An 11,589-nucleotide genomic window follows, 5' to 3' on the forward strand; every position below is an offset into this window, starting at 1 on the left:
CCGGCCGCCGGTGCCGGCGCGGCCTCGGAGGGGGCTTCGGCGACCGCGGGAGCGGGGGCGCGCAGGGTTACGGGGTCGGCGAAGGCCCGGACGTCGACCGCGTCGGTCACCGCTTCCGGGTCGGCCGCGTAGCGCCCCGGCCCGGACACGGGGGCGCCCCCCGCGACGGGGGCGTCCGCGTCCTCGGCGGTGCGCTCCACGGGGTCGTCCGCCGGGTCCCCGGGGCGCTCGAGGTCCACACGGCTCTTGGCGTAACGGCGCTCCATGCCCGCCCGTCCGGACAACAGCCGGATGGCCGTGCTGAAGCGTTCCGTCGGACGGGCCTCATTGAGCTCGTCCTGCCTACGAAGCCACATCGGCACCAAATAGGCGGCCCAGGCCCCGACGATGACTGCGTAGATGAGGCCACTGCTGCTCACGCTCACACGGTAGAGGGGTCCGCATGAGGCCATCTGCCAATTGGCGCGGTGTGTCGCACGATCTGGCTGATATCTCGAAAGTTTTTTGTGATTGATGGGATGACCAGGCCGGAAATGTTCTCCCGTTATTCGAACAGGTATTTTATTTCTGTGATGCGCCTGGTCGGGTCCGATGCCATCGGCTCAGCAGTCCCTCGGACAGTTCCTCCACCGTGAGCGCGTAAACCAGGTGATCCCGCCATGCGCCGTCGATGTGGAGATAGCGCGGCCGCAGTCCCTCCTGGCGGAATCCGAGTTTCTCCACCACCCGGCGGCTGGGCAGGTTCTCGGGCCGGATGCACACCTCGACGCGGTGCAGTCCGACGGTGCGGAAGCAATGGTCGACGGCGAGCGCGACCGCGGTCGGCATCACTCCGCGCCCGGCCACCGACTGGTCGATCCAATAGCCGACATGGCCCGAGCACATCGACCCCCAGGTGATCCCGGCGACCGTCAACTGCCCGGCCAGCCGCCCCTGGTACTCGATGATGAACGGCAGCATCCGCCCCGCGTGCGCCTCCGCCCGCAGATGGCGGACCATCTGCCGGTAGGTGGGCCGGTGGGTGACGGGGCCGCCCGGTGAGGGCGGCGGGATGGTGGCCTCCCAGCGCCGCAGCCACTCCCGGTTGCGCTGGTTGACCTCGCGCCAGGCGCGCTGGTCGCGCAGCTTTATGGGGCGGAGGACGGTGTCGCCGTCCGCCAGTGCGACCGGCCAGGGGGCGTTCAGCGCGCGCTCCCGTCCGGCCCCGCGGCATCGGCGGGAGCGGCGGGGCCGGCGGGTCTGCGGTGGTCCCCGCCGTGGATCTGGTCGACCGCGTGGGCCAGGAGGCGGCCGAGCACCTTGAGGCCGTCGCGCACGCCGCCGGTGGAGCCGGGCAGATTGACGATCAGGGTGGTGCCGGCGACCCCGGCGAGCCCCCGGGAGAGCGCGGCGGTGGGCACCTTGGCGAGCCCCTCGGCGCGGATGGCCTCCGCGATGCCGGGGATCTCGTAGTCCAGGACGCCGCGGGTGGCCTCCGGGGTGCGGTCGGTGGGGGTGAGACCGGTGCCGCCGGTGGTCACCACGACGTCGTACGAGGCGGCCACGGCGTCCCGCAGGGCGGCCGCCACCGGATCGCCGTCGGGCACCACGCGCGGGCCGTCCACCGCGAAGCCGAGGGCGGTCAGCCCCTCGGCGATCAGCGGGCCTCCGGTGTCGGCGTAGACCCCGGCGGCGGCGCGGTTGGAGGCGGTGACGACCAGGGCGCGGCGGTGCGGCGCCGCCGAGCCGCTCATGTCCGGCTCCAGTCGCCGGACTTACCGCCCGTCTTCTCCTCCACCCGGACGTCGGTGATGACGGCTCCCTTGTCGACGGCCTTGACCATGTCGATCACCGTCAGGGCGGCGACCGAGACCGCGGTTAGGGCCTCCATCTCCACGCCCGTGCGGTCCGTGGTCTTCACGGTGGCGGTGATCTCGACGGCGTCGTCGGCGACCGCGAGGTCCACCGTGACGCCCGACACCGCGAGCGGATGACACAGCGGGATCAGGTCCGGGGTCCGCTTGGCGCCCATGATGCCCGCGATCCGGGCGGTGGCGAGGGCGTCGCCCTTGGGGAGGCCCTCGCCGCGCAGCAGTTCCACGACGCGCGGCGCGACGCGTACGCGGCCGCTCGCCCGGGCGGTGCGCGCGGTGACGTCCTTGGCCGAGACGTCGACCATGCGGGCGGCGCCCGACGGGTCGAGGTGGGTGAGATGGTCCTGGGCGCTGCTCATCGTTCTCCCGGTCCGGGCCAGGTGGCTCCTGTGTGGGACGACACCGTACCCGCCGCTGATGGCGGCTAGGCCAGCAGGACGACGTCCACCTCGGCGCCGGGGGAGACCTCGGTGACGTCCTCGGGGACGACGATCAGCGCGTTGGCGTGTGCCATGGCCTTGATCAGGTGCGATCCCGCGCCGCCCACCGGGCTGACGGTGGCCGGGCCGTCGATCGTGGCCGGTTCGTACCAGCCGCGCAGGAACTGGCGTCTGTCCTTGGGCGAGGAGGCGACGCCCTCGGGGCAGACCGCCCGCTCGATGGGGCGGTGGATGTCGGTGCCGCCCAGCATGGTGCGGATGATGGGGCGCACGAAGAGCTCGAAGGAGACGTACGAACTCACCGGGTTGCCGGGCAGGGCGATCAGCGGGGTGTCCTCCGGGCCGACGCGCCCGAAGCCCTGGGGCTTGCCGGGCTGCATGGCCAGCTTGCGGAAGTGCACCTCGTGCATCGCCTCCTTGACCACGTCGTACGCGCCGACGCTGACCCCGCCGCTGGTGACGACGACATCGGCGCGGACCAACTGGTCCTCGACGGCGGCGCGCAGCGTCGCCGCGTCGTCGGCCACCGCGCCCACCCGGTAGGCGATCGCGCCGGCCTCCCGGGCGGCGGCGGTGAGCTGGAAGCTGTTGGAGTCGTGGATCCGGCCGGGGCCCACCTCCTCACCGGGCTGGACCAGCTCGCTGCCGGTGGAGATCACGACCACCCGGGGCCGGGGCCGCACCTTCACGGTGGCGCGGCCGAGCGCGGCCAGCAGCCCGATCTGCGGGGCGCCCAGGAGCGTGCCGGCCCGCAGCGCGAGCTCGCCCGCGTCCGCGTCGCTGCCCCGGGTGCGGACATGCTGGCCCTCCCGCACCGGGCGGAAGACGCGCACCCGGCCGCTTCCGCCGTGGGGGTCCGAGCCGCGTGCGGGCATATGGGTGACCGGCCCGCTGTCGAGGCCGCCGTCGGTCCACTCGACGGGGACGACGGCCTGGCCGCCGGGCGGGGTCGGGGCGCCGGTCATGATCCGGGCCGCCTCGCCGGGGCCCACGGCGGGCAGGTCACCACTGCCCGCCGCGATGTCGCCGACGACGGTCAGCACCGCGGGATGGTCCTCGGTCGCGGCCGCGACGTCAGCCGTACGGACGGCATAGCCGTCCATGGAGCTGTTGTCGAACGGCGGAAGCGCGCCGGGGACGGTGACGTCCTCCACCAGGACGCAGCCCTGGGCCTCGAGCAACTGAAGCTCGATGGGCTCCAGCGGGTGGACATGCCCGAGGATGTCGTCGAGGTGCTCGGCCACCGTCCAGACCCGGTCCTGGTCCGGGCCGTGATCGGCGGCCCGTTCTGCGGTGCTGCTCAAGGTGCTACATCTCCTCGGTGACGTAACTGCGAAGCCATTCCCGGAACTCCGGGCCCAGGTCTTCACGTTCGCACGCGAGTCTGACAATGGCACGCAGATAGTCGCTACGGTCGCCTGTGTCGTAGCGGCGCCCCTTGAAGACGACGCCGTGCACCGGGCCGCCGAGATCCGGACTGGAGGCTAGCGCCTGTAGGGCGTCGGTGAGCTGGATCTCGCCACCGCGGCCCGGCTCGGTCCTGCGCAGCACCCCGAAGACGGCCGGGTCGAGCACATAGCGGCCGATGACGGCGTAGTTGCTGGGCGCGTCCGCGGGGTCGGGCTTCTCGATCAGGCCGGTGACCTGGACGACGTCGTCGTCCACGGTCGGCTTGACCGCCGCACAGCCGTAGAGGTGGATCTGTGCCGGGTCCACCTCCATCAGCGCGATGACACTGCCGCCGTGCCGCTCCTGGACGTCGACCATGCGGGCCAGAAGCGGGTCGCGGGCATCGATGAGGTCGTCGCCGAGGAGGACGGCAAAGGGCTGGTCACCTACGTGCGGGGCGGCACAGAGCACGGCGTGGCCGAGACCCTTGGGGTCCCCCTGGCGCACGTAGTGCATGGTCGCAAGGTCGCTGGACTCCTGGACGCGGGCGAGTCGGGTCTCGTCGCCCTTGCGGGTCAGTGCCTCTTCGAGCTCGTAGTTGCGGTCGAAGTGGTCTTCCAGGGGGCGCTTGTTACGACCGGTGACCATGAGGACGTCGGACAGTCCGGCGGTGACGGCTTCCTCGACGACGTACTGGATCGCCGGCTTGTCGACAACCGGCAGCATCTCCTTGGGGGTGGCCTTGGTGGCCGGAAGAAAGCGGGTTCCGAGCCCCGCGGCAGGGATGACAGCCTTGCTGATCCGAGTACGCGATTGAGTCATGTTCCGAACCCTATCCGGTCCCTTTGGGGCGAATGATGAGCATTCGGTGAATATGGCATGAGACAGGAAGATTGCGCACCCAGTGATCAACTTTGACGGTAGTAAGCGCGCATTGCGGAGACATCACCTGACAGTGAGGTCCAGGTTGACGGCGGATGACATCGAGAAGGCCGGCGCCGCTCTGGCGTGTCGTGCCCTGGAGCTTCCCGAGATCGCCGGGGCGGCCACGGTGGCGGCCTATGTGTCCGTGGGGAGCGAGCCCGGTACGCACGCCCTGCGGGAGGCCCTGCGCGCCCGTGGGGTGCGGGTGCTGCTTCCGGTGCTGCTTGAGGACGACGATCTCGACTGGGGCGAGGACGAGGGGCCGGGGCGGCTGGTGCCCGCCCGGCGCGGCCTGCTGGAGCCCAAGGGGCCGCGGCTCGGCCCCGAGGCGGTGACCCGGGCGGACGTGGTGCTGCTGCCCGGGCTCGCGGTGGACCGGCGCGGGATGCGGCTGGGCCGCGGCGGCGGCTCGTACGACCGGGTGCTGGCCCGGCTGGCGGGCGCGGGGGCCGATCCGGCGCTGGTGGTGCTGCTGTACGACGGTGAGGTGCTGGACGAGGTACCCGAGGAGGGCCACGACCGCCCGGTGCACGCGGCGGTGACCCCGTCGGGCCTCCACCGCTTCGCGCCACGGCCCCGCTGAAGGCGCCCGGAGGCGTCTCCCGGCGGGGCCGCGAGGGTCGGCGGGCCCGGGACCGGCCGGGGGCGAAAACGCCCCTCAGACGGCCACCGGGCCCATCTGAGCCCCGTGCGGGGCTCCGGGGTCGCTAGGGGGTGAGCGCCAGCTCGTCCTCCGTCGACTTGTCCACCGCGCTCTTGCCGAACGCCCAGGGCAGCAGCTCGCCCTTCGCCCACTTCTCGGTCTGGTCCGTGTAGTGCGCGTTGTAGGCGTGGCCGGAGGCGCCGGTGAGGTTGATCCAGCGCGACTTGTCGAGGTTGTCGAGGTTGACGACCATCCGCATCGACGGGACCCAGGTGACGTCGTAGCCGCCCGCCGCGTTCCAGCCGGTGGCGTTGACCGCCGCCTCGCCGCCGGAGAGGTTCCACGGGCCGCGGTTGAGGAGCCACTGCACCACGCCGGGGCCATCGGTGCCCAGGGTCTGGTTCTTCAGCGTCAGTCGGTGCAGCCGGCCCCAGCTCCAGCTATTGATGTCCTTGCCCAGCTTGGCGGTGAGCTCGGAGCGCGCGGCCCGCATGGCCTGCCCGAGCAACTCGTCACGGTTGGTGGCGCCGGGCTTGTTGCGGGTGCCCTCCGTCTTCCACCAGTCGTTCTTCGGATCCTTGATGATGTTCCGCACGACCTCGTACCAGCGGTCGCCGCCGTCCGGCTGGGCCATGTCGGCGTCGCGCTTACCGCATTCGCGCACCAGCCGGGCGTTGCCGTTCAGGTCCTCCAGCGGACCCGAGTCGTCGGCCGGGCGCACCCGCAGGCACTCCCCCTTGACCCGCAGCTCCTTGGGGAGCTTGTCGCCGAAGGCCAGCTTGAGGGTGTTGCGCCAGACGGCGTTGAAGTACGCGGCGGCCGCCGAGTCCGAGTCCTGGGTGTAGTCCCAGCCCTCCAGCAGCTTCTGCGCCTGCCGTACGTAGTCGTCCTTGACGTCGATCTTCAGCAGATAGGGCGTCAGCACCTTGGCGATCTCGCTGCTGTTGTCCATTTGCAGGGACTGCATGTCGTCCGTGGAGATCTTCCCGCCGTCCTTGGTCTTCGACTCGATGAGGTCGGTGATGCGCTGGCTTCGCGCGCCGTACCCCCAGTCGTCGGTCAGCAGATACGGGTAGTCCTTCTTGTCCACGACGGCCTGGTTGGCGGTGACGATATAGCCGCGATCGGGGTTGAGCTCCCAGGGCAGCGCCGACTGCGGAATGTACTTGCTCCACTTGTAGCGCGAGTCCCAGCCGGGCGCCGGATAGCGGCCGTCGCCCCTGCCGCGCACCGGGATCTGGCCGGGCGCCTGGTAGCCGATGTTGCCCTTGGTGTCGGCGTAGATGAGGTTCTGGGAGGGGACCGCGAAGTCGCGGGCCGCCTTACGGAAGTCGCTGAAGTTCTTCGCGGTGTTCAGCTTGAAGACCGCGTCCATGGTGTTGGACGGGGTGAGCGCGGTCCACTTCAGCGCCACCGCGTAGCCGTCGCCGCGGTCGGGGGCCACGTCATCGGCGCCACTGCCCACCGGGGCCTTCTTGCCGACGGAGGTGAGCTCGTCATCACGGTCGGAGACGATCGGACCGTTGTTGGTGGTGCGGACGGTGATCGTCCGGCTCTTGCCGCCCGCGACCTTGATGGTCTCCTCGCGGGTGGTGAACGGGAGCTGCTTGCCGTCGTAGAGATAGCCGTTGTCGGTGACCTTCTCCAGGTACAGGTCGCTGACGTCGGCACCCAGGTTGGTCATGCCCCAACTGATGTCCTGATTGTGACCTATGACCACGCCGGGCAGACCGGCGAAGGTGAAGCCCGCCGCGTCATACGGACAGGCGCTGGTGACCTGCTTGCAGTGCAGCCCCATCTGGTACCAGACGGACGGAAGCTGGGGCGCCAGGTGCGGGTCGTTGGCGAGCAGCGGCTTGCCGGTGGTCGTGTACTTGCCGGAGACGACCCACGAGTTGGAGCCGATACCGGTCCCGTTCGGGCCGAGCAGCGCCGGAACGTCGTCCAGGGTCTTGGAGAGCGAGGACAACTGGCTCTGGAGCCCCTGAGCGGCTCCGGTGGCCCCTCCGTCCGCCGTGCCGCCCGTACCGCTCGTGGAGCCCGCCGGGGTGGCCTTGGGGTCGAACTCGTCCGTCAGCTCGTTGACGCCGCCGCCCTGGACGATCGGCTTGTTCCGGCTGTACGGGTACGACGGGTAGAGCTGATCTATCTGCTTGGCGCTGAGCCTGCTGGAGGCCAGGGCGCGGTCCACCTCGTCCTGCATATTGCCGCGCAGGTCCCATGCCATCGCCTTGAGCCAGGCCAAGGAGTCGACCGGGGTCCACTTCTCGGGCTTGTAGCCGTCGTTCTTGAAGTCCAGGGCCGCGTACTCGACGGACAGCGCATCGCCCTGGTGGTCCTTGAGATAGGCGTTGACGCCGTCGGAGTAGGCCCGCAGATACTTCTTGGTGGCGGGCGACACCTTGGTGTCGTACTCCTGCTTGGCCACCCGGTGCCAGCCCATGGTGCGCAGGAACGCGTCGGTCTCCACCTGGCCGGAACCGAACATCTCCGAGAGCCGCCCGGCCGTCATATGGCGGCGGACGTCCATCTCCCAGAAGCGGTCCTGGGCCTGGACGAACCCCTGGGCCCGGAAGAGGTCCTCGGAGGTACCGGCGTAGATCTGAGGTATCCCATAGCCGTCACGTTTGACCTGAACGGGTCCTGACAACCCCTTCAGCTCCAGCGATCCCGTGGTCTCCGGGAATGAGGCACGAACTGTACTGATGCTCCAGTACGCGCCGTAGCCGACGCCCCCGACGAGCAGCAGCACGACTGCGATCACGATCAGGCGGAGACGTCGGCTCTTCTTCTTTTTGGGAGAAGAGCCGGTGGTGTTGGCGGGCATCGCTGTCCTTCGAGGGGCAGGGTGAACCTGGAGTGCTGGAGCAACCATAGGCGCAGCGCTGTCGCCGCCCCTACGCGGAGTCATGACTGACGCTTCGCACCGGCCACCGACCGGGCTGGTACACCTCGGCGAAGGCTCCTCGTGGGAGGCTCGCGTCAAGATCCCGTAAAATGTTAGGTAAGGCAATGAAGTTCCGGTCGGCGGGGACCTGTTCGCAGCGTTCCCGCCGCTCCCGTGAGAAAGGGTCGGCCCCTGACTGTTCACCACCTCAATGAACTGCTGTTGATCTGCTCGCTCGTCCTGCTTTTCGCGGTGGTGGCCGTAAGGATCTCCTCGCGCAGCGGGCTGCCCACGCTGCTGATCTACCTCGGGATCGGCGTCGCGATCGGCACGGACGGGATCGGCGTCACCTTCAACGACGCCGAGCTGACACAGGTCCTCGGCTACGCCGCGCTGGTCGTCATCCTGGCCGAAGGCGGTCTGGGCACGAAGTGGGGCGAGATCAAACCCGCCCTGCCGGCGGCCGCCGTCCTGTCCACCGTGGGTGTCGCGGTGAGCGTGGGGCTCACCGCCACCGCGGGGCACTATGTGGTGGGACTGGACTGGCGGCAGGCGCTGATCATCGGCGCGGTGGTGTCGTCCACGGACGCGGCGGCGGTCTTCTCGGTGCTGCGCACCGTGCCACTGCCCAAGCGGCTCACGGGCGTCCTGGAGGCCGAGTCGGGCTTCAACGACGCCCCCGTGGTGATCCTGGTGGTCGCCTTCTCCAGCGAGGGCCCCATAGAGCACTGGTACACCCTGATCGGCACGATCGTCCTGGAGCTGGCGATCGGCGCGGTGATCGGCCTCGCCATCGGCTGGCTGGGCGCGTACGGCCTGCGGCATGTGGCATTGCCCGCCTCGGGTCTGTACCCGATCGCGGTGATCGCCATCGCGGTGACCGCCTACGCGGGCGGTGCGCTGGCGCACGGGTCCGGCTTCCTCGCCGTCTACCTCGCCGCGCTCCTCATGGGCAACGCACGGCTGCCGCACTGGCCGGCGACGCGCGGCTTCGCCGAGGGGCTGGGCTGGCTCGCCCAGATCGGGATGTTCGTCCTGCTGGGACTGCTGGTCACCCCGCATGAGCTGGGCGATGACGTGCTGCCCGCCCTCGTGGTCGGGCTGGTGCTGACCGTGGTGGCCCGGCCGGTGTCGGTCCTGGTCAGCACGGCGCCGTTCCGGCTGCTCTGGCGGGAGAAGGCGCTGCTGTCCTGGGCCGGGCTGCGCGGGGCGGTGCCGATCGTCCTGGCGACCATCCCGATGGTCAGCGATGTGCCCGGCAGCCGCCGGATCTTCAACATCGTCTTCGTGCTGGTGATCGTCTACACCCTGGTCCAGGGGCCGACGCTGCCCTGGCTCGCCACCCGGCTGCGGCTCGAGGAACCCGAGCCGGCCGATCTGGGCATCGAATCGGCGCCCCTGGAGCGGCTGCGCGGCCATCTGCTGTCGGTGTCGATCCCCCAGGCGTCCAAGATGCACGGCGTCGAGGTCGGCGAGCTGCGGCTGCCCACAGGGGCCGCGGTCACCCTGGTGGTCCGGGGCGGGACCAGCTTCGTACCCCTGCCCTCGACGATGCTGCGGCGCGGCGACGAGCTGCTGGTGGTGGCCACGGACCCGGTGCGCGACGCGGCGGAGGGGCGGCTGCGGGCGGTGGGCCGGGGCGGCAAGCTGGCAGGCTGGCTGGGTACGGGAGCGGGCTGAGGGGCGGGCCTCGGACGGTGGGTTCGATCACCGTGTATCCCGTCCCAGTGGACTGACGCGCAGGAATACTGCACTATGGAGCGTCGTTAGCACTCATTGAGTGAGAGTGCCAGGAGGAAGAACGTGCCGACCTACCAGTACCAGTGCACCGAGTGTGGCGAGGGCCTCGAGGCGGTGCAGAAGTTCACCGACGACGCGCTCACCGTGTGCCCCAACTGCGAGGGACGCCTGAAGAAGGTGTTCTCCGCCGTCGGCATCGTGTTCAAGGGCTCCGGGTTCTACCGGAACGACAGCCGCTCCTCTTCCAGCAGCACGAGCGGCGGTTCCAGCAAGCCCGCGGCGAAGAGCGACAGCTCCGACTCGTCGTCTTCCTCGGCTTCGTCCTCGACCTCGGACTCTTCTTCCTCGTCCTCCTCCTCGACGTCTTCGTCGTCGGGGTCGTCTTCGTCGTCCTCGAAGTCCTCGTCGTCTTCGTCGTCTTCGTCGTCGAGTTCGGCCGCCTGACCCGGCCACCTCTCTTCGGCTTCCTCGGCACCCCGCCGCCTCCACCGGGAGGTGGCGGGGTGTCGTTCGTGCGGACGCGGGTGGCTAGGGTGATCGCATGGTCGAGACCAGCAGGCAAGCAGACATAGGGGTCATCGGGGGATCGGGGTTCTACACATTCCTCGACGACGTGACCGAGATCACTGTGGAGACTCCCTATGGGGCGCCGAGCGACTCGCTCGTCCTCGGCGACATCGAGGGGCGACGGGTCGCCTTCCTCCCGCGGCACGGCCGCAAGCACCACCTGCCGCCGCACCGCATCAACTACCGCGCCAACCTCTGGGCCCTGCGCTCGCTCGGGGTACGGCAGGTCTTCGGCCCGTGCGCGGTGGGCGGACTTCAGCCGGAGTACGGACCCGGCACGCTGCTCGTCCCGGACCAACTGGTGGACCGCACGAAGGCGCGTACGCAGACCTACTTCGACGGCGAGCCGCTTCCTGACGGCCGGATTCCGAACGTCGTGCACACCACCTTCGCCGACCCGTACTGCCCGGTGGGGCGGAACGCGGCCGTGGACGCGGCACGCGGACGCGGCTGGGAGCCGGTGGACGGCGGGACGATGTGCGTGATCGAGGGGCCGCGCTTCTCCACCCGGGCCGAATCGCGCTGGCATGCGTCGCAGGGCTGGTCGGTGGTCGGCATGACGGGCCACCCGGAGGCGGTGCTCGCCCGTGAACTGGGGCTCTGCTACACGTCGTTGACACTGGTCACCGACCTGGACGCGGGAGTGGAGACCGGCGAGGGCGTCACCCACACCGAGGTGCTGAAGGTCTTCGGGGAGAACGTGGGCCGACTGCGTGAGGTCCTCTTCGACGCGGTGGGCAAGCTGCCGGAGAACTCCGCGCGGGACTGCCTGTGCACCCACGTCCACGACGGCTGGGACCTGGGGATCGAGCTTCCATAGGCGCGGCGCGGGGCGGCCGGACGACAGGGACCGCTATCGCTCGCCCGGGTGACCGAGTTGTCCACAGCCCGGTGGCCGTCCACAGGCCCGAGCGGGATCGGGTGGGGGCGGGCATGGTGAGGGGGCCAGAAGCACTCGGTCCCTCACGGCAGGCGGTGATGTGCCATGTCCCATCCGTCCCCCACCCTCGCGTTACCCCGCTCCGCTCCCCCGGCCCGTGCGGTGCCCCGCTTCGATCCGGTGCGCACCGAGCGCTCCGGCGGATTCCGGCTGCGGCGGGCCATGCGGCGGCGGCGCCGTGCGATGGCGGCCGGGCTGGCGCTGAC

Annotated in this window: 11 protein-coding genes; 4 read left to right on the top strand and 7 right to left on the bottom strand. The window is 70.2% G+C overall.

The window, feature by feature from the left end; translation table 11 throughout:
• The 6 genes from KN815_RS39970 to galU form a co-directional block, all read right to left on the bottom strand.
• Positions 1-419 (bottom strand): SepX/GlpR family protein (locus KN815_RS39970; protein WP_507229924.1); only part of this gene is annotated, 419 nt, incomplete at its 3' end.
• Between the two features lie 142 nt (positions 420-561).
• Entirely contained in the window at positions 562-1,185 is a 624-nt protein-coding gene (locus KN815_RS39975) for a GNAT family N-acetyltransferase (protein WP_216346713.1), read from the bottom strand.
• Positions 1,182-1,733 (bottom strand): MogA/MoaB family molybdenum cofactor biosynthesis protein, encoded by a 552-nt coding sequence (locus KN815_RS39980; RefSeq protein ID WP_216346705.1) that lies wholly within the window; start codon positions 1,731-1,733, stop codon positions 1,182-1,184. The genes KN815_RS39975 and KN815_RS39980 overlap by 4 nt, the downstream gene beginning before the upstream one ends.
• On the bottom strand, positions 1,730-2,212 hold the full coding sequence (gene moaC / locus KN815_RS39985; RefSeq protein WP_014054375.1) for a cyclic pyranopterin monophosphate synthase MoaC: 483 nt from the start codon (positions 2,210-2,212) through the stop codon (positions 1,730-1,732). The genes KN815_RS39980 and moaC overlap by 4 nt, the downstream gene beginning before the upstream one ends.
• Positions 2,213-2,277: 65 nt before the next feature.
• Positions 2,278-3,597 carry a molybdotransferase-like divisome protein Glp gene (gene glp, locus KN815_RS39990; RefSeq protein WP_216346706.1) on the bottom strand — a complete coding sequence of 440 codons (1,320 nt, stop codon included), beginning with the start codon at positions 3,595-3,597 and terminating at the stop codon, positions 2,278-2,280.
• Between the two features lie 4 nt (positions 3,598-3,601).
• Positions 3,602-4,504, bottom strand: a complete 903-nt coding sequence (gene galU / locus KN815_RS39995; protein WP_216346707.1) for a UTP--glucose-1-phosphate uridylyltransferase GalU — start codon at positions 4,502-4,504, stop codon at positions 3,602-3,604.
• A gap of 85 nt (positions 4,505-4,589) precedes the next feature.
• Between galU and KN815_RS40000 the strand changes: the two genes are divergently transcribed.
• Complete coding sequence (locus tag KN815_RS40000; protein ID WP_372458601.1) at positions 4,590-5,189, top strand: 5-formyltetrahydrofolate cyclo-ligase; 600 nt, start codon at positions 4,590-4,592, stop codon at positions 5,187-5,189.
• Positions 5,190-5,313: 124 nt separating this feature from the next.
• On the opposite strand, the gene KN815_RS40005 is transcribed toward KN815_RS40000, so the two are convergent.
• Positions 5,314-8,076 (bottom strand): penicillin acylase family protein, encoded by a 2,763-nt coding sequence (locus tag KN815_RS40005; RefSeq protein ID WP_216346709.1) that lies wholly within the window; start codon positions 8,074-8,076, stop codon positions 5,314-5,316.
• 234 nt (positions 8,077-8,310) lie between these two features.
• On the opposite strand from KN815_RS40005, the gene KN815_RS40010 reads away from it, so the two are divergent.
• The 3 genes from KN815_RS40010 (at position 8,311) to KN815_RS40020 (ending at position 11,263) form a co-directional block, all read left to right on the top strand.
• Positions 8,311-9,816, top strand: a complete 1,506-nt coding sequence (locus tag KN815_RS40010) for a potassium/proton antiporter (protein WP_216346710.1) — start codon at positions 8,311-8,313, stop codon at positions 9,814-9,816.
• A 123-nt stretch (positions 9,817-9,939) separates the two neighbouring features.
• On the top strand, positions 9,940-10,320 hold the full coding sequence (locus tag KN815_RS40015; protein WP_216346711.1) for an FmdB family zinc ribbon protein: 381 nt from the start codon (positions 9,940-9,942) through the stop codon (positions 10,318-10,320).
• A 97-nt stretch (positions 10,321-10,417) separates the two neighbouring features.
• A complete protein-coding gene (locus tag KN815_RS40020; RefSeq protein ID WP_216346712.1) occupies positions 10,418-11,263 on the top strand; it encodes an S-methyl-5'-thioadenosine phosphorylase in 846 nt (281 codons plus the stop codon).
• Positions 11,264-11,589: the final 326 nt, after the last annotated feature.

It is taken from the genome of Streptomyces niphimycinicus (genome assembly GCF_018883605.1).
Lineage (GTDB): Bacteria > Actinomycetota > Actinomycetes > Streptomycetales > Streptomycetaceae > Streptomyces > Streptomyces niphimycinicus.